We start from the raw sequence: 21,013 nt of genomic DNA on the forward strand, positions 1-21,013 counted from the left end.
CATTAGAATGCGATGCAAATGCGCATATAACGACGCAGGCATCATTCCCAGGAGTCCCACGTACATGAGCAATATGAACCACGAGCGTGTCCTCAGTGTTCATCACTGGAACGACACTCTGTTCAGCTTCAAGTGCACCCGCGATCCGGGCCTGCGCTTCGAGAACGGTCAGTTCGTGATGATCGGCCTGCAGCAGCCCAACGGCCGCCCGCTTATGCGCGCTTACTCGATTGCCAGCCCGAACTGGGAAGAGCATCTCGAATTCTTCAGCATCAAGGTGCCCGATGGCCCGCTGACTTCCCAGCTGCAGCACCTGAAGGAAGGCGACGAGATCATCATCAGCAAGAAGCCCACCGGCACCTTGGTGCTGGACGATCTCAAGCCCGGCAAGCATTTGTACCTGCTCAGCACCGGCACCGGCCTGGCGCCGTTCATGAGCGTCATCCAGGATCCGGAAACCTACGAGCGTTTCGAAAAAGTGATCCTGTGCCACGGCGTGCGCTACGTCAATGAAGTCGCCTACCGCGAGTTCATCACCGAACACCTGCCGCAGAACGAGTTCTTCGGCGAAGCACTGCGTGAAAAGCTGATCTACTACCCGACCGTGACGCGCGAGCCCTTCGAAAACGAAGGCCGCCTGACTGACCTGATGCGCAGTGGCAAGCTGTTCAGCGACATCGGCCTGCCGCCGATCAACCCGCAGGATGACCGCGCCATGCTGTGCGGCAGCCCGAGCATGCTCGACGAAACCAGCGAAGTGCTCAACAGCTTCGGCCTGACCGTTTCGCCGCGTATGCGTGAGCCGGGTGATTACCTGATCGAGCGGGCGTTTGTAGAGAAGTAACCTGTAAGATTTGCAGTGGATGACAGGCCGTCATCGCGAGCAGGCTCGCTCCCACAGGGTTTCGTGCATCGCCACAAATCAAGTGTGGGAGCGAGCCTGCTCGCGATGGCCGCGACTCGGTCTGTCTTAAGGCCTCACAAAAAAAGCCCGCGTTGCCTTTATCAGGCAGCGCGGACTTTTTCGTTTCTGGCTTATCGCTCGGCAGGAACGACTTCCAATACCCGGATCAACCCCGGCTGCGGGTAATGCCAGCGCACGTCCAGGTCCCAGAATTGCGCACCGTATTCCCGTTCGGCGGTTGGTGTCTGGTACGCCGGACGGGGATCCTGGGCCAGGCATTGTTCGATCAGCTCCACCAAGGGCTCCTCCAGGCGTGTCGCATGGTCACGGGCCTGGAGCAGGGCTGCATCCGTCCATTGCACAGGAATCAGCTCGGGCGCTGCGCTGGCGATGGCATTGGACGCCGAACCGATGATGTCGGCGTAGGGCACGTAGGGCTTGATGTCCAGCACCGGCGTGCCGTCCAGCAAATCGATGCCCGAGAGCCACAGGCGCCCGGCTTCAACCCGCTCCAGCTTCACCACCGACTGGCCGATGCCGTTAGGACGGTGGGTGGCGCGGGTGGCAAACACGCCCATGGACTTGTTGCCGCCCAGGCGTGGCGGTCGCACTTTCAGTCGCGGCTTGTCTTCAAGGGCCTGATGAAACAGGAACAACAGCCAGACATGACTGACCTGCTCCAGGCCCTGCACCGCATTCCCCTGGTCGAACGGCGCCACCAACTCCAGCACACCGCGTGCGGCGGGGGCCAGTTGTGGTTGGCGGGGGATGGCGAACTTCTCCTTGAAGCAGGAGCGGACGAAGCCGATGGGGGAGACGGTATGGGTCATGTCGGGAGCCCCAAGCTACAAGCTGCAAGTCGCAAGCTTTGAACTTGCCGCTTGAAGCTTTTGGCTGTTGTTTAAGCTCTGACGCGCAGCGTCAGCCCCTTGAGGAAGTTGCGCAGCAACTGGTCGCCACACGGGCGGTAGTTGGTGTGGCCGAACTTGCGGAACAGCGCGCTCAGTTCCGGCTTGGACACCGGGAACTCTGCGGCCTTGAGGATGGCGTGCATGTCGTCTTCCTTCAGTTCGAAGGCCACTCGCAGTTTCTTGAGGATGATGTTGTTGGTCACCGGCACTTCGATGGGCTGCGGCGCCCGGCTTTCATCCTTGCCGCGCTTGAAGATCACCAGGCCATCGAGGAAATGCGCCATGACGTCGTCAGGGCAGAACACGAAGCCTTCTTCCTCGTCTTTCTTGAGATAGCCGGCCAGGTCCGCCAGGGTCACTTCCAGGCCGCCGAGCTTGATGATCTCGATGACTTTCTTGTCGCTGATGTCGAGCATGTAGCGCACGCTGCGCAGTACGTCGTTGTGAATCATGTGGGCAATCCTGATCAATCGGCAGTGGGCGCCTCAGCGGGGTGCGGCGCCGAAAAAATTTAGAACTTCTCTTTGGCGGACAGATAGCGCCACTGGCCCAGCGGCACCTTGCCGATGGACACGCCGCCAATGCGGATGCGGCGAATGGCGACCACCTTGAGGCCGACCGCCTGGCAAAACAGCGCGATCACGCCCGGTTGCGGGTTCTTCATGGCGAAGCGCAGGCGGTTCTCGTTCTGCCAGCTGGCCTTGACCGCCGGCAGCTCCTTACCCTTGTAGGTCAGGCCATGGTTCAGGCGGTTGAGGCCGTGGGCGACCATCTCGCCTTCGACTTCCACCACGTATTCCTGTTCGATCTTGGCGGCGTCGGCGGTGAGCTTGCGCAAGATTTTCCAGTCCTGGGTGAACACCAACAGTCCGCTGGCGTTGGCCTGCAGGTCGGCGCTGGCGGTCAGGCGCAGGAAATGGCCCTTGAGCGGGCGCTTGCCGAAGCGATGTTCTTCGCTCAGGGTTTCCGGCCCCAGGGACGCCATGGCGGTGTCCACGTCCGTGCCGGCCGGGACGTTCAACAGCAGGGTCACCGGTTCCGGCGCGGTGGCCTTGGCCTCAGGGTCGAGGGCGACCTGTTCGGTGGTGACCTTGAACTGCGGTTCATCGATCACTTCACCGTCCACGGTGACCCAGCCGCCCTCAATGAACAGCTCAGCCTCCCGACGGGAACAGCCGACGAGTTCGATGAGGCGTTTGGAGAGACGAATCGGGTCAGTCATGACAGGGCCGTAACAAAAAGAGGGTGGGCATTGTACCTGCCTGGCGCCGGTTAATCGCGGGTCCATTTGCGCCGTGTGGCTTTTAGCCGCGTCGGGCCTTCAGGTCGGGTTGTTTGTATCGCATGTGCAGCAGCGGGTAGGGCTGGTTCATACCGTCGCGTGCCGAACGCCCGATAACCTCGAATCCTTGCTTGAGGTAAAAGCCCAGGGCTTGCGAATTCTGTTCATTGACGTCCAGTTGATCGGCGTTCAGGTGCTCCATGGCGTAGCGCAGCAATTGCTTGCCCAGGCCCTGGCCACGGTGCTGCGGGTCGATGAACAGCATCTCGATCTTGCCGGCCGCGACGCCGGCGAAACCGGTGATCCGCTGGCGTGCGTCCCGGGTGCAGATGAGCATCACCGCGTCCAGGTAGCGGGTGAGCACCAGGTTTTTCAGCACTTCGATGTAACTGTCCGGCAGGAAGTCATGGGTCGCGCGTACCGATGCCTCCCACACCTCGGTCAGTTCCTGGTAGTCGCTCGGTTTCGGTGTATGGATGACCGAATGCTGCCGCATGCCCGCCTGTTCCTTGTGCTGGATGCCCTGGGTTTCTCCATACGATAGCCGTAAAAAAGCCCCGCATCTTGTTGCAAGGGCGGGGCTTCTCAATTTTTGCCTGGATATGACAAACCTGTGGCCTTGGGAAGTGTGGCTCGATCAGCCGATCTGCTCAGCCCACAGGTCATATTCATCGGCGTCGGTCACCTTGCACCAGACCTTGTCACCTGGCTTGAGGTTGCTGCCGTTGTCGATGAAAACGTTGCCGTCGATTTCCGGGGCGTCGAAGAAGCAGCGGCCCACGGCGCCTTGTTCGTCGACTTCATCCACCAGCACTTCGATTTCGCGGCCGATGCGCAGTTGCAGGCGGGCCGAGCTGATGGCCTGCTGGTGCGCCATGAAGCGCTCCCAACGGTCCTGCTTGACGTCGTCCGGCACCACGTCCAGCGCCAGGTCGTTGGCCGGTGCGCCTTCTACCGGGGAATACTGGAAGCAGCCGACGCGGTCGAGCTGGGCTTCGGTCAACCAGTCCAGCAGGTACTGGAAGTCTTCTTCGGTTTCACCCGGGAAGCCGACGATGAACGTCGAGCGGATGATCAGGTCCGGGCAGATTTCGCGCCAGTTCTTGATGCGGGCCAGGGTCTTGTCTTCGAACGCCGGGCGCTTCATGGCCTTGAGGACTTTCGGGCTGGCGTGCTGGAACGGGATGTCCAGGTACGGAAGGATCTTGCCGGCGGCCATCAGCGGGATCAGCTCGTCGACATGCGGGTACGGGTAGACGTAGTGCAAGCGGACCCACACGCCGAGGGTGCTGAGGGCCTCGCACAGTTCGGTCATGCGGGTCTTCACCGGCGCGCCGTTCCAGAAGCCGGTGCGGTACTTCACGTCGACGCCGTAGGCGCTGGTGTCCTGGGAAATCACCAGCAGTTCCTTGACGCCGGACTTGACCAGGCGCTGGGCCTCGTCGAGCACATCGCCCACTGGGCGGCTCACCAGTTTGCCGCGCATCGACGGGATGATGCAGAAGCTGCAGCTGTGGTTGCAGCCCTCGGAAATCTTCAGGTAGGCGTAGTGGCGCGGGGTCAGCTTGATGCCTTGCGGCGGCACCAGGTCGATCAGCGGGTTGTGGTCCTGGCGCGGCGGTACCACCTGGTGCACGGCGTTGACCACCTGCTCGTACTGCTGCGGACCGGTCACGGCCAGCACGCTCGGGTGCACGTTGCGGATGTTGCCTTCTTCCACGCCCATGCAGCCGGTGACGATGACCTTGCCGTTTTCCTTGATCGCTTCGCCGATCACTTCCAGGGACTCGGCCTTGGCCGAATCGATGAAGCCGCAGGTGTTGACCACTACCACATCGGCGTCCTGGTACGTGGACACGACGTCATAGCCTTCCATGCGCAGTTGGGTCAGGATGCGCTCGGAGTCGACCAGAGCCTTCGGGCAACCCAGGGATACGAAGCCGACCTTCGGATTGGCTGGCGCGGTAGTGGTGGACATGTCTAACCTCGGTGTAGGGGGATCGTCTCTTGCCGAGACAGGGCGCCTGACGCGCCTCTGATCAAAAAGTGCGCAATTCTAGCGGTGGGCGACGCACTTGACCAGCTTTATACCGGGAAAAACGACGAGTGCTGCGCTATGCTTCGCGCCTTTACGTTCTAACGATTTTTGCGGTCAAGAAAACGTCTGTAACAATCGGTAAAACAGCGCATGCTGCAACGACAAAAAAGCAGAGTGCTTCGTTCAAGAAGACAGGTCTGGGAATCAGGAGTGTTGGATGGGTCATGCAAGTAGTCAGGTGGCGGGTGCCGAGCATTCGGCAACGAAGCCGCTGAGCATGCTGGTCGCGGCGGTCGGAGTGGTTTACGGCGATATCGGCACAAGCCCCTTGTACACCCTCAAAGAAGTGTTTTCCGGCGGGTACGGCGTGCCCGTCAACCACGACGGGGTACTGGGGATCCTGTCGCTGATTTTCTGGTCGCTGATCTGGGTCGTGTCGATCAAGTACATGATGTTCGTCCTGCGCGCCGACAACCAGGGCGAGGGCGGGATCATGGCGCTCACAGCCCTGGCGCGGCGGGCGGCGGCAGGGCGGGCGCGACTGCGCGGATTCCTGGTGGTCTGCGGGCTGATCGGCGCGGCGCTGTTCTACGGCGACAGCATGATCACCCCGGCGATTTCCGTGCTCTCGGCGATCGAGGGCCTTGGCCTGGCGTTCGACGGCATCGACCATTGGGTCGTGCCGCTGTCGCTGGTGGTGCTGGTCGCACTGTTTATCATCCAGCGCCACGGTACGGCGCGGATCGGCATCCTGTTCGGCCCGATCATGGTGACCTGGTTCCTGGTGCTCGGCGCCCTGGGTGTGTATGGCATCAGCCAGCACCCGGAAGTGCTGCACGCGGTGAACCCGGTCTGGGCCGTGCGCTTCTTTGTCGTGCACCCCGGCATGGGCGTGGCGATCCTCGGGGCCGTGGTGCTGGCACTGACGGGCGCCGAAGCGCTGTACGCCGACATGGGCCACTTCGGCCGCAAGCCGATTGCCCGCGCCTGGTTCATCCTGGTGCTGCCGGCGCTGGTCCTCAACTACTTCGGCCAGGGCGCGTTGCTGCTGGGCGACCCGGAGGCGGCGCGCAACCCGTTCTATCTGCTGGCGCCTGGCTGGGCACTGATCCCGCTGGTGGGCCTGTCGACCATGGCCACGGTGATTGCTTCGCAAGCGGTGATCTCCGGGGCGTTCTCCCTGACGCGCCAGGCGATCCAGCTCGGTTACATCCCGCGCATGTACATCCAGCACACCTCCAGCGCCGAGCAGGGCCAGATCTACATCGGTGCGGTGAACTGGTCGCTGATGGTCGGCGTGGTACTGCTGGTGCTGGGGTTCGAATCGTCCGGCGCGCTGGCTTCGGCCTACGGCGTAGCGGTAACCGGCACCATGCTGATGACCACGATCCTGGTGTCGGCGGTGATGTTGCTGTTGTGGAAGTGGCCACCGCTGCTGGCGGTGCCGGTGCTGCTCGGTTTCCTGTTGGTGGATGGGCTGTACTTCGCTGCCAACGTGCCGAAGATCATTCAGGGCGGTGCGTTCCCGGTCATCGCCGGTATCGCCCTGTTCGTGCTGATGACCACCTGGAAGCGTGGCAAGCAATTGCTGGTGGACCGCCTGGACGAAGGCGCATTGCCGCTGCCGATTTTCATCAGCAGCATCCGCGTGCAGCCACCCCATCGCGTGCAGGGCACCGCTGTGTTCCTGACCGCGCGTTCGGACGCGGTGCCTCATGCGCTGCTGCACAACCTGCTGCATAACCAGGTGTTGCACGAACAAGTGGTGCTGCTGACGGTGGTATACGAAGACATTCCCCGAGTGCCGCCGCAACGACGCTTCGAGGTCGATGCCTATGGCGAAGGGTTCTTCCGGGTGATCCTGCACTTCGGCTTCACCGACGAGCCGGACGTCCCGCAGGCACTCAAGCTTTGCCACCTGGACGACCTGGACTTCAGCCCGATGCGCACCACCTACTTCCTCAGTCGCGAGACGGTCATTGCCTCCAAGCTGGAGGGCATGGCCCGCTGGCGTGAATTGTTGTTCGCTTTCCTGCTGAAGAACGCCAATGGCAACCTGCGTTTCTTCAACCTGCCGGTGAACCGGGTGATCGAGTTGGGGACGCAGGTCGAGATGTAGGTTCGGTCGACAAAAGCCCCCGTTGCCTTGCGGCAGCGGGGGCTTTTTTGTGAAGGTGAAGCCTTGTGGGAGCGGGCTTGCTCGCGAATGGGGCGGGTCAGTTAGCAACGATGTCGACTGATACACCGCCTTCGCGAGCAAGCCCGCTCCCACAGGGATTTGTGCATTCATACCTATCAACTGTGGGAGCGAGCCTGCTCGCGATGAGGCCATGACAGCCACAGCAAAAAGCCCCTGCAACCGTAAGGCTGCAGGGGCTTCTCGTTAAACCAGCATCAGATTACTGCTCGGCAGGCTTGGCCTGGCGCTTGTTGATCTCATCGATCAGGCGCTTGGCCAGGGCCGGGTAGTTTTCATCGAAGTGGTGACCACCAGGCAACTTGATGGCTTCGCCGACGGCGGTCTTCTCGGTGCAGCCGCTTTCGTCGGCCTCTTCGCCACCGTAAATGCACACCACTTTCTCGGCCGGCAGTTTGGCCATTTCCGGGCCGGTGGCGGCTTCGGTGCCGGCGTTGCCAAGCCAGCCTTCGACCTCGATCTCGAAACTGCCGGTGCGGGCGAAGGCCAGCAGGATAATGGCATCGACCCGCTGTTGTTCGGTGGCCGGCAGGCGGTTATAGATCGCCGGCAGCACGTCGGCGCCAAAGGAGTAACCGGTCAGGATGAAACGCTTGGTGCCCCAGATCTGGCGGTAGTGCTGCATCAGTTCGGCAAGGTCCACCGCGCTCTGCTCGGGGCTCTTGTGCTGCCAGTAGTAGCGCAGGGTGTCGATGCCGACCACCGGGTAGCCGATCTTGGCCATTTCATCGGCCACGTCACGGTCCAGGTCACGCCAGCCGCCGTCGCCCGAGAGGAACAGGGTCACGGTGTCCCGAGTCTGGCTGGCCGGCACTTCGACCACCGGGATGGCCAGGCCACCCTTGGCCTTGTCGGTGCCAACGAGGATTTTGCGCAGTTCGTTGTTCAGCACTTGCGGCAGGTTGATGTCGTAGTCGCTGATGCTGGTTTCGGCATTTTTCTGATCCCGCACGAAACCGGCGCTGGTGTCGTCAGGGTTATCGTTCCAGGCCACCAGCCAATGACCGTGGGCCGCGCTTTTTGGCAGCAGGTGGGTACAGCCGGGTTTTTCCAGGGCCAGGTCTACCGATACGGCGTTGGCCTTGTCATCTTTTTGCTCGGCCAGCCAACGCCAGGCCAGCACGGCCCCCGGGCCGATACCGCTGACGAGGGTCGCCGGCCCCTGCAACTCGCGCAGGCCCGCCTGCAGGGCGCGCCCTTGCAGCATGCAATCCTTGGGCAGGATTACCTGGACGATCCGCGCCGAGCCGCTGCGGCTGAGGGTCGTCAACTGGGTATCACTGAGCTTCTGGTCTTCATTGACCGCCACCAGCACCTGGGCACGCGACTTGGTGCCGGGGATGACCCGGGTCATCGCGACGCCATCGGCAGGCGCCAATTGTTCCAGGACGGGTTGCGGGGCCGGGCGGTTCCAGTACCAGTAACCGCCACCGAGAATCACCGCCAGCACCAGCAGGGCGGCCACTACGTATCGCCAGGAGCGTTGTATCATCAGCGTTTCACCAGTCCAGTCAGGCCGCCTGCAATCAGGGCGGCGGTATCGGCCAGCGCCACCAGCGGATCGAGTCCGGCAGGCACGGCCATGTAACGAGGTTCCCAGTCAGGCTGGAACTTGTCTTTGAAACGGCGCAGTCCCTGGAAATTGTAGAGCTGCTCGCCACGGCGGAACACCATCGAACCCAGGCGCTGGGTCAACGGTGCGCCGCGCCGCGGTTGCAGGCCCGACAGGGGGACCATGCCGAGGCTGAAGCGGGCGTAGTCATGGTTCTTATAATGCTGGATCAGGCCGACCATCATGAATTCCATGGTCAGTTTCGGGGCCTCGGGGTGGGCGCGCATCAGGTCGAGGCTGGCCAGCTCATGGCTGTGGGTTTCCAGCAGGTTGGCGAACGCTACCGGGCGGCCCTCGAAACGAATCACCGCGATGCGGAAATGCTTGAGGTAGTCATCGCTGAAACGTCCCAGGGAAAAGCCTTTCTCGCGCACGTTCTTGCCGGTCAGCCAGGCATCGGAAATGACCTTGAGTTCGTCCATCGGCGCCTGGCCCGGCTCGTGGATCTCCAGCGACAGGCCGTCACGGGTGCCGCGGTTCCAGGTGTAGCGCAGGTCCTTCATTTCCTTGCCCTTGGCCTCAAGATCGAAACGCTTGAGGTCGACCCGGGCTTCCTCACCGAGTTTGATCGCCGTCAGGCCAATGTCCATGTAGTACGGCAGGTTCTCGGCGCGCACCTGATAGAACACCGGGCGAGCGTGGTGGATGTCGCACAGGTCGCGAAATTGCCAGATCATTTCGGCCCGCTGCTGGGTCGGCCCGATCGGGTCGTACAGCGCCACCAGGCTGCGGCCGCGGCGGGCGTACATCAGGAACGCCTCGTCGTTGGGGTGGAACAGCAGCGCCTTGTCGCCGGTCAGCGCCAGGCCGCCGTCGGGCTGTGAAGACGCCATGAGGATCGTCCTGGCTCGCTCCAGCTCTTGCGGCGTCGGTACATGGATGACCGGCCGGGCGGTGCGCAGCAGCCAGGTCAGGGACACCACCACCAATAGCACCGCCGCGCCCAGCAGCGAACGCAAGCCGCGCGGGGCGTCGGCATCGAGCGTGAACTGCCACCACAGTTGATGGCTGTAGGGCACGTCCTGGTAAGCAAACAGCAGCAACCAGATCGACGCGCCGAGCACGCAGAGGCTGGCAATCAGGAACAGCGGGGAGAAAGGCAGTTCAGTCAGGCGGCTCGCTCGATAGAAGGAGCGCCGGAAGACCGCCAGCAGCGTGGCGGTCAGGGTCAGCAGCGTGGCTTCTTCCCAATCGAAACCCTTGAGCAGCGAGAGCAGGGCACCCATCAGCAGCAGCACGGTGGTCAGCATCCAGGCCGCGGACAGGCGTCGGCGCAGGCCTTGGGCGAGCAGCAGGCACAGCACGCCGACCAGGCTGGCGCCGAAGTGCGAAGCGTCCACCAGCCGATGAGGGATCAGGAAACCGATGTGCTCCAGGCGCGTGTCAATCTCCGGGGTCACGCCGGAAAACAGCAGCACCACGCCCGAAAGGAAGACCAGCACCGCCAGGATCGGTGCGGCAAAACCCGACGCCACCCGCAACGTCTGGCGTGTCTGGAACAGCCGTTGTGCTTCGTTGACCAGCAGCAGGATGCACGCGACCAGCATCGGTAGCAGCACGTAGATCAACCGATAGAGCAGCAGGGCGGCGGCCAGCGGTGCGGCCCCCAACTGGTCGGCGAACGCGGCCAGCAGGATGGCTTCGAATACCCCCACGCCGCCGGGTACATGGCTGAGCACCCCGGCGGCCAGCGCCAGCAGGTACACCAGCAGGAACGCCCCGAACGGCGGCGCTTCGGGAAGCAGCAAGTACAGCACGGTGGCGGCGGCCGCGACGTCCAGTGCCGTGATGACCAGTTGCAGGAAGGTCAGGCGGCGGCCCGGAAGGCGCAGTGTGCGGCGCCCGGCCTTGACCAGCAGGCTGTCGCGATGGGGTTGTTCCGGCAGGCGTCGCCGATAGATACCGATGGCCAGCACGCTGGTGAGCAGCAGCACCGCGACGGATATGGCCCCGAGCAGGGTAGCGGATACGTGCAGCGCGGCAGACGCGGCGGGCAAGTTGCTGAGGGTCGCCAGGGCAGCCAATGGCGGCAGCGCGCAGCCCAGGGACAGGCTGGCGAACAAGGTCATGTGGGCGACATCCGAGGCGCCCAGGCCATGACGCGCGTACAGGCGATAGCGAACCGAACCGCCAGACAACAATGACAGGCCAATCGCATTGCCGATGGCGAACGCGGTGAACCCGCCCAGGACCAGGGTCTGTGGCGGCAGCGTCACGCCGGCATAGCGACTGGCGGACCATTCATAGCCCAGCAGAATGATGAACCCGACCACCGTGGCGGCGAAGGCGCCGAGCAGGGCCGGCCTGGGCACGTCCAGAATCGAGTCGTGCAGGGCGTACAGGTCGAGTTCGCTCAGCAGGTGGCGGCAAGCAATCAATGCAATCGCAAACAACAGCAGCGTGATGGCGAGGCCGATAGGCTGGCGGTACTGGCTGATCCGATCCAGCCAGCGCAATCGCTCGGCCTTGATCGGTTGTGTCGCGGTAACAGAGTCTTGCGGGTCAGACGAGTGGGCGCGCATCAATCACCTCTTGAGCTATGCGCGACAGGATGGGGGTATCCGGCCAAGTTACCAATCCCTGCGGCAGAAAATAATTACAAAAATTTTGTAATGTAGCCTTTTATAGCAGACACAAAAAAGGCCGCTCTTTCGAGCAGCCTTTCTTGATATTTGGTTGCGGGAGCCGGATTTGAACCGACGACCTTCGGGTTATGAGCCCGACGAGCTACCAGACTGCTCCATCCCGCGTCTGTGTGGCGGCATTCTACAGGCGAACGCCGGGGTGTCAACCGTTAAAAGGTCATGGGCGCAAATAAACCGCCGATCCGTCCCTTATCTTTCTAAATGCGCGGAAACAAAAGAGATTGTCCTACAACGCCGAAGTGGGAGGGCTGTCGCAGTGGGGATTCTCGCAGCATGGATCTGAAGTGAGCGCGCACAAAAAAGGCCACTCTTTCGAGTAGCCTTTTTTGATGTTTGGTTGCGGGAGCCGGATTTGAACCGACGACCTTCGGGTTATGAGCCCGACGAGCTACCAGACTGCTCCATCCCGCGTCTGTGTGTCGGCATTCTACAGAGGATCGAACGCCTGTCAACCCTGGGTCCATGAAAACCTGTTCCGCTTCAAGCGCTTAGGTTCTGGAAGGGATTGCGTGGCAGGGCTGTGACGCTTGCCTGGCAAGGGCTGGCGCTCTATTGGAGGATCTGCTGCGATTGAGTAAATAAATTTATGTAGGCACTTTCGCGCCTCCGTGACGGATCTTTCAGACTACTGGTGCTATATACAGGTGTCAGTGCGATACTGACGGCCCGATTCGTCGTACACTCCGCTTCGCTATGACGCAACGTAAAATCATCCATGTCGACTGTGACTGTTTCTATGCCGCCATCGAAATGCGCGACGACCCGCGGTTGGCCGGAAAACCCCTGGCAGTGGGCGGCTCCGCAGATCGACGGGGGGTGATTGCGACCTGCAATTACGAAGCGCGGGCCTATGGGGTGCGCTCGGCCATGTCATCCGGGCAGGCCTTGAAGCTCTGCCCGGACCTCACCATCGTCAAGCCGCGAATGGATGCCTATCGGGAGGCCTCGAAGGAAATTCACACGATTTTCAGCGATTACACTGACCTGATCGAGCCGCTTTCCCTGGATGAGGCCTACCTGGACGTTTCCGCCAGCTCTCATTTTGGTGGCAGCGCTACCCGAATTGCCCAGGACATTCGGCGGCGTGTCTCCAACCAACTGCACATCACCGTGTCTGCCGGCGTTGCACCGAACAAGTTCCTGGCCAAGATTGCCAGTGATTGGAAGAAACCCAACGGTTTGTTCGTCATCACCCCGGATCAGGTCGAGGACTTCGTTTCGGCCCTGCCAGTCAGCAAGCTCCATGGTGTCGGAAAAGTCACCGCCGACAAGTTGAACCGCCTCGGTATCCTCGATTGTCGGCACCTGCGTGAGTGGGACAAGTTGGCGCTGGTGCGCGAATTCGGCAGTTTCGGTGAGCGGCTCTGGAGTCTGGCCCGTGGGATTGATGAGCGCCTGGTGCATAACGACAGCCGGCGGCAGTCCATCAGTGTGGAAAACACCTACGATGTCGATCTGCCCGATCTGGCGAGTTGCCTCGATAAACTGCCGGAGTTGATGCAAACCCTCAGTGGTCGCATGGCACGGATCGACAGCAGTTATCGCCCGGGCAAGCCGTTCGTCAAAGTCAAATTCCACGATTTCACCCAGACCACCTTGGAGCAGGCTGGGGCAGGGCGGGACTTGGGCAGTTATCAACTGTTGCTGACCCAGGCCTTCAACCGTGGCGGCAAGCCGGTGCGGTTATTGGGAATTGGGGTACGGCTGGAGGATTTGCGCGGCGGGTTTGAGCAGTTGGAGTTGTTTGATCGGTGATAGCGGGGGTGAGCAGGCGCTCTTCGTGGCGAGGGGGCAAGCTCCCTCGCCACAGGGGTTGTGTGTCAGTGAGCCCCAGGATCCGCCACCAACCGCCTGCCATCCTTGGTCAGTGCCTTCATGAATTCGGTCTGCAATTCAGGATCGTTGCGCGTCAGCTCGATCAGGCTCTGTTCCAGTTCGCTGGCTTCTTCTTCAAGCCCCAGTTCCGACAGGCGCTTGATCCGGTGAACCCACTGGCTCACCTCGTCGTCTTCCAGGTCGTCGTAGATCAGTGCGTGAGCTTCCACCAGTTTGCTGCGCAAGGTGCTGCTGATGCTCAGGGACGAGTCGGTATGCACTTCGTCCTGGGCGTCGGTCACGCTGATCTGCAACTTGCCGAATTGGCTCAGGTCCTGCTCGGCGAAGGGGCTTTCCAACAAGTTCAGACGCAACACGCCATTGCGGTCGGTGCTCAGCTCAAATGTCTGCCGGGCAGCCTCGACCTCCACCGGGCGTTCGCTCCAGGGCAGGCTCGAGTGCTCCGTGCGCTTGTCGCGCTGGACTTCCTCAATGCCCGCCAGGTTCTGTTGGGCGCGGCCATGGGACGGAACGTTCATGAACGGGTTCAGCCCGGCGACACCGTAACTGAGCCAGTCATGGGTCACGGTCTCCGGCAGGTTGCCGAGGGCGAACACATTGACCACGTTCGCGCCGACACCGGCCACCACCGCTACGGCGCCCAAGGGAATCTCGTAGATCTCTCGCCAGGGTTGGTACGGCGTATAGCGGTCGTAATGACGGGTGACCTCGAACTCGGTGACTTCGAAGGTTTTCTGTTCATTGATACGCACGCGCCGCTGCGGCAGGTCGAGCACCTTGGGTTCGCCCACATCAATCTGCAGGCTGTGGTCGAGCAACTTGCGCTCGACCCGCTCCTCGTGTTCGCTGCGTTGTGACATGTGGTTGGCACAGCCGCTGACCAGCAGGGCGCCGCACAGGGCGGCGCCACCGAGGCCTAAGGTGTTTCGCTTGAACATGACGTCTCTATCTGGTGTCAGCGGCGGATACGGGCCTGGAGGAAGGACAGCACGTCAGCGACCGGCAGGGCTTGCGGCTCGGCCTCGGTGCGGCTCTTGTATTCCAGGTTGCCATCGGCCAGGCCGCGGTCACTGACGACGATCCGGTGCGGAATGCCGACCAGTTCCATGTCCGCGAACTTGATGCCGGGGCTGGTTTTCTTGTCGCGGTCGTCCAGCAGCACTTCGAAGCCGGCGGCGGTCAGTTCGGCGTAGAGCTTGTCGGTCGCTTCGCGAACCAGGTCGGTCTCGTAGCGCAGCGGCACCAGGGCGATCTGGAATGGCGCCAGGGTGTCGCTCCAGATGATCCCCTTGTCGTCGTTGTTCTGCTCGATGGCGGCGGCGACCACGCGGGAAACGCCGATGCCGTAGCAGCCCATTTCCAGGGTGACCGGCTTGCCGTTCTCGCCCAGCACTTCGCACTTCATCGCCTTGCTGTACTTGTTGCCCAGCTGGAAGATGTGGCCGACTTCGATGCCGCGCTTGATTTCCAGGGTGCCCTTGCCGTCCGGGCTCGGGTCGCCGGCCACGACGTTGCGCAGGTCAGCCACGGTCGGCACCGGCAGGTCGCGTTCCCAGTTCACGCCGAAATAGTGCTTGTCATCGACGTTGGCGCCGATGGCGAAGTCGCTCATCAGTTCCACCGAGCGGTCGATGATGATCGGCAGCGGCAGGTTCAACGGGCCAAGGGAGCCGGCACCGGCGCCGATGGCGTCGCGCAGCTCGGCTTCGGTGGCCATGACCAGCGGGCTGGCAACGCCTGGCTGGTTGGCGGCCTTGATTTCATTCAGCTCGTGGTCGCCACGAACGATCAGGGCGATCAGCTTGCCGGGTTCTTCAGCCCGCACGATCAGGGTCTTGATGGTGCGCTCGATCGGCAGGTTGTAGCCTTCCACCAGTTGGGCGATGGTCTTGGCGTTCGGCGTGTCCACCAGGCGCAATGCTTCGCTCGGAGCGGCGCGGGAGGTTTCCCGTGGCACGGCTTCGGCTTTCTCGATGTTGGCGGCGTAGTCGGAGCCATTGCTGAACACGATGTCGTCTTCGCCAGACTCGGCCAGCACGTGGAATTCGTGGGAGCCAGCACCGCCGATGGAGCCGTTGTCGGCTTCAACCGGGCGGAATTTCAGGCCCAGGCGGGTGAACACATTGCAGTACGCCTGGTGCATGCGGTCGTAGGTGACTTGCAGCGAAGCCAGGTCGGCATGGAACGAGTAGGCATCCTTCATGATGAATTCGCGTCCGCGCATCAGGCCGAAGCGTGGACGGATTTCATCACGGAACTTGGTCTGGATCTGGTACAGGTTGATCGGCAGCTGCTTGTAGCTGCTCAACTCGTTGCGCATCAGGTCGGTGATCACTTCTTCGTGGGTCGGGCCGGCGCAGAAGTCGCGACCATGACGGTCCTTGATGCGCAGCAGCTCAGGACCGTACTCTTCCCAGCGCCCCGATTCCTGCCACAGCTCGGCCGGTTGGGTGCTCGGCATCAACACTTCCAGAGAGCCGGCGGCGTCCATCTCTTCGCGAACGATGGCTTCGACCTTGCGCATTACCCGCAAGCCCATCGGCAGCCAGGTGTAGAGGCCCGAGGCGAGTTTGCGGATCATGCCGGCACGCAGCATCAACTGATGGCTGATCACGACGGCGTCGGAGGGCGTTTCTTTCTGTGTGGCGAGCAAAAATTGACTGGTGCGCATGGTTGGCCGTTGTCGGTTGCTGATGACGAGAAGTGACGGAGCATTGTACGGGCGAGATGCCCTGGCGTACAGGCGCGTGGCCGGTCGCCGGGTACAAACGCCGGTTTCCCCGGCGTTTGCTGAAGTTTCCTACGACTCTTCTGCCGGGCGGGTCGCCGTCGGTTCCGGAGCGGGGGCGGCGTCCTGGCGGCGGTTCTCCTGAAACCAGTGCAAGGCGATCAGCAGCAGGGTTGGCACGCCAAGCAGGGCGGTGATCAGGAAGAAGTTGTGGTAGCCGAACTTCTCCACCATCACCCCGGAATAGCCACCGATCAGCCGCGGCAGCAACAGCATGATCGAGCTGAGCAGGGCGTACTGGGTGGCGGAGAACTTCAGGTTGGTCAGGCTCGACAGGTAGGCCACGAATGCCGAGGTCGCCAGCCCGGAGCTGAAGTTGTCCAGGGAGATGGTGATGATCAGCATCCTCAGGTCGGCGCCCATGTCGGTGAGCATCAGGAAGAGGATGTTGGTGGCAGCCGAGGCCACGCCGCCGATGAACAGGATCGGCAGGATGCCGAAGCGGACAATCAACAGGCCGCCCATGCCGGCGCCGACGAGTGTCATGATCAGGCCGAAGATCTTGCTGACGCTGGCGATCTGGTCCTTGGTGAAACCCTGGTCGATGTAGAACACGTTGGCCATGACGCCCATGACCGTGTCGGACATCCGGTAGGTCGCGATCAGTCCGAGCAACAACAGGGCCTGCCAGCGGTAGCGCAGGATGAAGTCGTTGACCGGCGTCAGCACCGGGGCCAGCCCACGGCGGCCCATGGCCGACAGGCACAAGGCCGTCAGGATGATATAGAGGATGGCGCGCAGGAACGCGCGGTCTTCGAGCAGCAGGTCGAGCAGGCTGGTGCCTTCGAACAATACGCTGGCGAAGTCGGTGTAGTAGAGCTGGGTGAACATCGCCGGCACCGATACCAGCAAGACGATCAGTACGAACACCGAAGCCAATTGATGAGCGAATGTGTAGCGCCCGGCTTGCAGTTGAGTACGCAGGGGTACTGGCGGCTCGCGCATGAACAGCGACGTGAGCAATGCCGGGACCATCAGGACGCCAAACAGCAGGTAGGTGCCGGCCCAGGCCGAGTGCTTGTAGTTGAAACCGGTAGAGCCGAAACCTTCGGCGAAGAACAGGGCGCCGGCGGTGGCCAGCAGCGCGGCGACGCGGTAGCCGGACATGTAGCTGGCTGCCAGGGCCGCCTGGCGGGTATCGTCGGCGATCTCCAGGCGATAGGCGTCGACGGCGATGTCCTGGGTTGCCGAGGCGAAGGCGACCAGCACTGCAATAGCGATCAACCACGACAGGTGTTTTTGGGGGTCGCAGAAACCCATGCCGACCAGCCCGAGGATCACCAAGGCCTGGGAGAGCACCAGCCAGGAGCGGCGACGCCCGAGTTTACCCAGCAGTGGCAGGCGCCATTGGTCGAGCAATGGCGACCAGACCCATTTAAAGGCATAGGCGAGGCCGATCAGGCTTGCATAACCGATGGTTTCGCGGGCCACGCCGGCCTCGCGCAACCAGACCGAAAGCGTCGAGAACACCAGCATGTACGGCAAGCCGGCAGCAAAGCCAAGCAGCAACAGCACAAGCGTTGAGGGACTGGCATAGGCGGCGAGGGCGGCGCGCCAGGTTTTACGGGGCATGGGCTGGAGTCTGCCTCAAAATTGCGAAAACAAAGCGCGCACTCTAACCGCTGTGCTCTACCGGGCGCCAGCCATGGCGCCGAATATCAATACGATTATTCAGGACACTGATCCCTTCGGCGCGCAGGCGTGCGCGCTGTTCGTCTCCTGAGACGCTGCCCGCCGGCAGGCTGATCCGACCGCCGGCGCCCAAGACCCGGTGCCAGGGCAGCTTCGTGTCGTTCGGCAGTTGGCTGAGAGTGCGCCCCACCCAGCGTGCCGCGCGGCCCAGGCCGGCCATTTCGGCAAGCTGGCCATAGGTGACCACCTTGCCGGACGGCACTTGCGCCAAGGTCAGGTAGAGGGTGGTGCGACGAATCTGGGCAGCGTTCTCGGTGTCCACTGGGGTTTCAGTCACGGCTAAGGTTCCTGTGGGGTCCGTCTGTAGATTAATTCCTACAAGGCTGATTGAGGAGTGAACTCATCTCAAATACGCGGGTCAGTCGTTGCCAAGGTGTCGTCCTGGGGGATAATGCCGCCTTTTCCACGCAAACTTGAGCTCTTTATACGCTTATGTTGTCCAGAACCCTGCTATGCCTAGCTGTTACCAGCGCCTCCATGCCGTTGCTTGCCGATACCGTCTGGTTGAAGAACGGCGACAAGCTCAGCGGCAAGATTACCGTTTTCGATGGCGGCAAGTTGCTGATCCAGACCGATTACGCCGGCGCGATTCCAATTGATTGGAAACAGGTCAAGACCCTTGAAAGCGACCAGCAGTTACTGGTCAAGCAGGACGCCTACAGCGGTGAAAAAGCCAAGTCGCTGCAAGCGGCCGAGGACGGCAAGGTGACCCTGGCCAATGGCGAGGCGCCCAAGACCGTCGAGCTGGCCAGTATCCAGCAGATCCTCAAGCCCAAGCCGGTGGTCGAGGATCTGGTATGGAAGGGCAATATCGATGCCGCGCTGGATTACAAGCGCGCTGAAAACGATACCGACGATTACGACATCGACTTCAAGACGTCTGCGCGCCACGGCAGATGGCGGCATAACGCCGAAGGTGAATACAACCGGGAATTCCAGGATGACGTGGTATCCACCGACAACTGGCGGCTGGAATACTCCCTTGACCGATTCTTCACGGATAAATGGTTCTGGCAAGGTCGTCTGAACTACAAGCGCGACAAGGTCGAAGACCTGGCCCGTCAGCGCGTGGTGGGTACTGGCCCGGGCTACCAGTTCTGGGACGACGAATTGGGTGCGTTCTCGCTGGGCTCGCTGCTTAACCGCACCGATTATGAATACAAGGACGGTGGCAAGGATAACTTCTATTCCGTCGCCATGAAGTGGGACTACAACCGCTACCTGGTCGGCAAGCGCGTTGAGTTCTTCACCAATGGCGAAGTGGGCAAGCCGCTATCGGGTGTCGCGGAGTACGCCTACGATGCCGAGATGGGGTTGCGCTACAAGGTGACCGACTGGGCATCGCTCAACCTGAAGGCTGAGAAAGATGTCATTGAGGGGTCCGAAGACAGTGATCTGAGCAAGACCCGCTATACGGCGGGGTTTGGGGTGACCTGGTAACACCTGGGTAAGAAGAACCCTGTGGGAGCGAGCCTGCTCGCGATGGCGGCGTATCAGTCAGCATCCAGGTTGCTGATATGGCCCCATCGCGAGCAGGCTCGCTCCCACAATGGTTGCAGTGTCCTGAAAAACAACCGGGCACAAAAAAGCCCCGCTTTTGAGGGCGGGGCTTTTTACTAAAGCAAGGACAAGTTAGATAACTTGAACTTCTTCAGCTTGCATGCCTTTCTGACCGCGGGTAGCGATGAAAGAAACCTGTTGGCCTTCTTTCAGGCTTTTGAAGCCGTCGGATTGGATAGCTTTGAAGTGAACAAACAGGTCGTCACCGGATTGTGGGGTGATGAAGCCGAAGCCTTTTTCATCGTTGAACCACTTAACGGTACCAGTTTGGCGATTAGACATGGTGTAACTCCTTGAACAAAGATAACTGCGACTCAGGAAGAACCCTGACCGAGACTGAGTGCAAAGAGCAGGAAAAATTCTTGTAGATGGTTGGATCGAAATTCAACATATCGTGTAGAGATTCTCAGTGACACAAGCAACACAGTGACGCCACCTTAACCCTTTTTCCGGAGCCTGCCAATGGTCTTTGCGAAGGTTTCTGTATTTTGATGACTGGCGGCGGCCGCTGTTGCCGTCACGGCCCAGGAAATCAAGGGGGATCGGCGAGATTTGTGTCCCACGCTTTGAACCCGGCCTCGTGCCCCGGTAAGATGCCGGACGTATTTTTTCCACCTCGCTATTCAGGAACCCGCCATGAGCATCAAATCGGACAAGTGGATTCGCCGCATGGCGCAAGAGCACGGCATGATCGAACCCTTCGTCGAGCGCCAGATGCGTGGCGAAGGCGCCAACCGGCTGATTTCCTTCGGCGTCTCCAGCTACGGCTATGACGTGCGTTGCGCCGACGAATTCAAGGTGTTCACCAACATCAATTCGGCCACCGTCGACCCGAAGAACTTCGATGAGAAAAGCTTCGTCGACATCAAGAGCGACGTTTGCATCATTCCGCCGAACTCCTTCGCCCTGGCCCGCACTGTCGAGTACTTTCGCATTCCGCGCAATGTCCTGACCATTTGCCTGGGCAAGAGCACCTACGCCCGTTGCGGCATCATCGTCAACGTCACGCCGCTGGAACCCGAGTGGGAAGGCCACGTCACCCTGGAGTTCTCCAACACCACGACCCTGCCGGCGAAGATCTACGCCAACGAGGGCGTGGCGCAGATGCTCTTTCTCGAATCCGATGAAGAATGCGAAGTGTCCTACAAGGATCGGGGCGGCAAGTACCAGGGCCAGCGCGGCGTGACACTGCCGCGGACCTGATTCTGACGAGCTGTGGGAATTCCTGAGCGGGCAGACACTCTATTGCGTGTACTGCCCGTTTTTTTGCGCCAGCGCAGCGGGCCTTCGCTCAGGAGTTGCTCTATGAAGATCGATCCGCGAATCAGTGCCGAACTGGCAAGGCTTGAGCCCAATCAGATCGGCGTCATGGCCTGGTCATTGCTGGCCCATCCCGCCGAGGCGGCGGGCGGCATCCCCGGCCAGCCGGACCCCGACACCCCCAATGAACAACCCACCGAGCCCGGCGAACCCACCCTGCCGGACGAGCCGCCACCTGCGCCGGTTGCATGACATCAGCTGCGAGCTACAAGCTACAAGCGGGCGCTT

The 21,013-nt window shown here is 61.4% G+C and carries 18 protein-coding genes and 2 tRNA genes; 6 read left to right on the forward strand and 14 right to left on the reverse strand.

Going from position 1 to position 21,013, the window contains the following annotated elements:
- Positions 1–64 precede the first annotated feature (64 nt).
- Positions 65–844: a ferredoxin-NADP reductase gene (fpr, locus tag J7E36_RS15650; protein WP_007923929.1), complete on the forward strand. Its 780-nt coding sequence runs from the start codon at positions 65–67 to the stop codon at positions 842–844.
- Positions 845–1,035: 191 nt separating this feature from the next.
- Here the strand turns inward: fpr and tsaA are convergent, their stop codons facing one another.
- The 5 genes from tsaA to rimO form a co-directional block, all read right to left on the reverse strand.
- Positions 1,036–1,734 carry a tRNA (N6-threonylcarbamoyladenosine(37)-N6)-methyltransferase TrmO gene (tsaA, locus tag J7E36_RS15655; protein ID WP_215004428.1) on the reverse strand — a complete coding sequence of 233 codons (699 nt, stop codon included), beginning with the start codon at positions 1,732–1,734 and terminating at the stop codon, positions 1,036–1,038.
- A 71-nt stretch (positions 1,735–1,805) separates the two neighbouring features.
- Positions 1,806–2,267, reverse strand: a complete 462-nt coding sequence (locus J7E36_RS15660) for a DUF1456 family protein (protein ID WP_215004430.1) — start codon at positions 2,265–2,267, stop codon at positions 1,806–1,808.
- Positions 2,268–2,326: 59 nt separating this feature from the next.
- Positions 2,327–3,037: an rRNA pseudouridine synthase gene (locus J7E36_RS15665; protein ID WP_215004432.1), complete on the reverse strand. Its 711-nt coding sequence runs from the start codon at positions 3,035–3,037 to the stop codon at positions 2,327–2,329.
- An 82-nt stretch (positions 3,038–3,119) separates the two neighbouring features.
- On the reverse strand, positions 3,120–3,593 hold the full coding sequence (locus J7E36_RS15670) for a GNAT family N-acetyltransferase (RefSeq protein WP_215004434.1): 474 nt from the start codon (positions 3,591–3,593) through the stop codon (positions 3,120–3,122).
- A 141-nt stretch (positions 3,594–3,734) separates the two neighbouring features.
- Entirely contained in the window at positions 3,735–5,075 is a 1,341-nt protein-coding gene (gene rimO, locus J7E36_RS15675; protein ID WP_215004436.1) for a 30S ribosomal protein S12 methylthiotransferase RimO, read from the reverse strand.
- A gap of 337 nt (positions 5,076–5,412) precedes the next feature.
- On the opposite strand from rimO, the gene J7E36_RS15680 reads away from it, so the two are divergent.
- Positions 5,413–7,254 carry a potassium transporter Kup gene (locus J7E36_RS15680; protein ID WP_435304178.1) on the forward strand — a complete coding sequence of 614 codons (1,842 nt, stop codon included), beginning with the start codon at positions 5,413–5,415 and terminating at the stop codon, positions 7,252–7,254.
- A gap of 280 nt (positions 7,255–7,534) precedes the next feature.
- Here J7E36_RS15680 and J7E36_RS15685 read toward each other — a convergent pair whose 3' ends face one another.
- From J7E36_RS15685 to J7E36_RS15700, 4 genes are all read right to left on the reverse strand, one after another.
- Positions 7,535–8,824, reverse strand: coding sequence for a virulence factor family protein (locus J7E36_RS15685; RefSeq protein ID WP_215004440.1), 1,290 nt, complete (start codon positions 8,822–8,824; stop codon positions 7,535–7,537).
- Entirely contained in the window at positions 8,824–11,466 is a 2,643-nt protein-coding gene (gene mprF / locus J7E36_RS15690; protein WP_215004442.1) for a bifunctional lysylphosphatidylglycerol flippase/synthetase MprF, read from the reverse strand. The genes J7E36_RS15685 and mprF overlap by 1 nt, the downstream gene beginning before the upstream one ends.
- A gap of 151 nt (positions 11,467–11,617) precedes the next feature.
- Positions 11,618–11,694 (reverse strand) — tRNA-Met (locus J7E36_RS15695).
- Between the two features lie 229 nt (positions 11,695–11,923).
- Positions 11,924–12,000, reverse strand: a tRNA-Met gene (locus J7E36_RS15700).
- 282 nt (positions 12,001–12,282) lie between these two features.
- Here J7E36_RS15700 and dinB point away from each other — a divergent pair.
- Entirely contained in the window at positions 12,283–13,344 is a 1,062-nt protein-coding gene (dinB, locus tag J7E36_RS15705) for a DNA polymerase IV (protein WP_215004445.1), read from the forward strand.
- Between the two features lie 65 nt (positions 13,345–13,409).
- Here the strand turns inward: dinB and J7E36_RS15710 are convergent, their stop codons facing one another.
- The 4 genes from J7E36_RS15710 to J7E36_RS15725 form a co-directional block, all read right to left on the reverse strand.
- Positions 13,410–14,363: a hypothetical protein gene (locus J7E36_RS15710; protein WP_215004446.1), complete on the reverse strand. Its 954-nt coding sequence runs from the start codon at positions 14,361–14,363 to the stop codon at positions 13,410–13,412.
- A gap of 17 nt (positions 14,364–14,380) precedes the next feature.
- Positions 14,381–16,096 carry a proline--tRNA ligase gene (locus tag J7E36_RS15715; RefSeq protein ID WP_215004448.1) on the reverse strand — a complete coding sequence of 572 codons (1,716 nt, stop codon included), beginning with the start codon at positions 16,094–16,096 and terminating at the stop codon, positions 14,381–14,383.
- A gap of 129 nt (positions 16,097–16,225) precedes the next feature.
- Entirely contained in the window at positions 16,226–17,785 is a 1,560-nt protein-coding gene (locus J7E36_RS15720) for an AmpG family muropeptide MFS transporter (protein ID WP_215004450.1), read from the reverse strand.
- Positions 17,786–17,828: 43 nt separating this feature from the next.
- Positions 17,829–18,182, reverse strand: a complete 354-nt coding sequence (locus J7E36_RS15725) for an MGMT family protein (protein ID WP_215004452.1) — start codon at positions 18,180–18,182, stop codon at positions 17,829–17,831.
- Positions 18,183–18,337: 155 nt separating this feature from the next.
- Here J7E36_RS15725 and J7E36_RS15730 point away from each other — a divergent pair, with 155 nt between their 5' ends.
- Positions 18,338–19,345 carry a DUF481 domain-containing protein gene (locus J7E36_RS15730; protein WP_215004454.1) on the forward strand — a complete coding sequence of 336 codons (1,008 nt, stop codon included), beginning with the start codon at positions 18,338–18,340 and terminating at the stop codon, positions 19,343–19,345.
- Between the two features lie 192 nt (positions 19,346–19,537).
- Here the strand turns inward: J7E36_RS15730 and J7E36_RS15735 are convergent, their stop codons facing one another.
- Complete coding sequence (locus J7E36_RS15735) at positions 19,538–19,747, reverse strand: cold-shock protein (protein ID WP_002554837.1); 210 nt, start codon at positions 19,745–19,747, stop codon at positions 19,538–19,540.
- A gap of 354 nt (positions 19,748–20,101) precedes the next feature.
- Here J7E36_RS15735 and dcd point away from each other — a divergent pair, with 354 nt between their 5' ends.
- Together dcd and J7E36_RS15745 are read left to right on the forward strand one after the other, a co-directional pair.
- Positions 20,102–20,668 carry a dCTP deaminase gene (gene dcd / locus J7E36_RS15740; protein ID WP_004881882.1) on the forward strand — a complete coding sequence of 189 codons (567 nt, stop codon included), beginning with the start codon at positions 20,102–20,104 and terminating at the stop codon, positions 20,666–20,668.
- 102 nt (positions 20,669–20,770) lie between these two features.
- Positions 20,771–20,977, forward strand: coding sequence for a hypothetical protein (locus J7E36_RS15745; protein ID WP_041022879.1), 207 nt, complete (start codon positions 20,771–20,773; stop codon positions 20,975–20,977).
- Positions 20,978–21,013: the final 36 nt, after the last annotated feature.

The organism is Pseudomonas fluorescens, assembly GCF_018614775.1.
Classification (GTDB): Bacteria; Pseudomonadota; Gammaproteobacteria; order Pseudomonadales; family Pseudomonadaceae; genus Aquipseudomonas; species Aquipseudomonas fluorescens_BY.

Bases quoted from the DNA above. Each gene is read 5' to 3' on its own strand.
- J7E36_RS15685 (WP_215004440.1), bottom strand. From the start codon at position 8,824: ATGATACAACGCTCCTGGCGATACGTAGTGGCCGCCCTGCTGGTGCTG.
- mprF (WP_215004442.1), bottom strand. From the start codon at position 11,466: ATGCGCGCCCACTCGTCTGACCCGCAAGACTCTGTTACCGCGACACAA.
- rimO (WP_215004436.1), bottom strand. From the start codon at position 5,075: ATGTCCACCACTACCGCGCCAGCCAATCCGAAGGTCGGCTTCGTATCC.
- tsaA (WP_215004428.1), bottom strand. From the start codon at position 1,734: ATGACCCATACCGTCTCCCCCATCGGCTTCGTCCGCTCCTGCTTCAAG.
- dcd (WP_004881882.1), top strand. From the start codon at position 20,102: ATGAGCATCAAATCGGACAAGTGGATTCGCCGCATGGCGCAAGAGCAC.
- J7E36_RS15710 (WP_215004446.1), bottom strand. From the start codon at position 14,363: ATGTTCAAGCGAAACACCTTAGGCCTCGGTGGCGCCGCCCTGTGCGGC.
- J7E36_RS15735 (WP_002554837.1), bottom strand. From the start codon at position 19,747: ATGTCTAATCGCCAAACTGGTACCGTTAAGTGGTTCAACGATGAAAAA.
- J7E36_RS15670 (WP_215004434.1), bottom strand. From the start codon at position 3,593: ATGCGGCAGCATTCGGTCATCCATACACCGAAACCGAGCGACTACCAG.
- J7E36_RS15720 (WP_215004450.1), bottom strand. From the start codon at position 17,785: ATGCCCCGTAAAACCTGGCGCGCCGCCCTCGCCGCCTATGCCAGTCCC.
- J7E36_RS15715 (WP_215004448.1), bottom strand. From the start codon at position 16,096: ATGCGCACCAGTCAATTTTTGCTCGCCACACAGAAAGAAACGCCCTCC.
- J7E36_RS15665 (WP_215004432.1), bottom strand. From the start codon at position 3,037: ATGACTGACCCGATTCGTCTCTCCAAACGCCTCATCGAACTCGTCGGC.
- fpr (WP_007923929.1), top strand. From the start codon at position 65: ATGAGCAATATGAACCACGAGCGTGTCCTCAGTGTTCATCACTGGAAC.
- J7E36_RS15680 (WP_435304178.1), top strand. From the start codon at position 5,413: ATGCTGGTCGCGGCGGTCGGAGTGGTTTACGGCGATATCGGCACAAGC.
- J7E36_RS15730 (WP_215004454.1), top strand. From the start codon at position 18,338: ATGTTGTCCAGAACCCTGCTATGCCTAGCTGTTACCAGCGCCTCCATG.
- J7E36_RS15745 (WP_041022879.1), top strand. From the start codon at position 20,771: ATGAAGATCGATCCGCGAATCAGTGCCGAACTGGCAAGGCTTGAGCCC.
- dinB (WP_215004445.1), top strand. From the start codon at position 12,283: ATGACGCAACGTAAAATCATCCATGTCGACTGTGACTGTTTCTATGCC.
- J7E36_RS15660 (WP_215004430.1), bottom strand. From the start codon at position 2,267: ATGATTCACAACGACGTACTGCGCAGCGTGCGCTACATGCTCGACATC.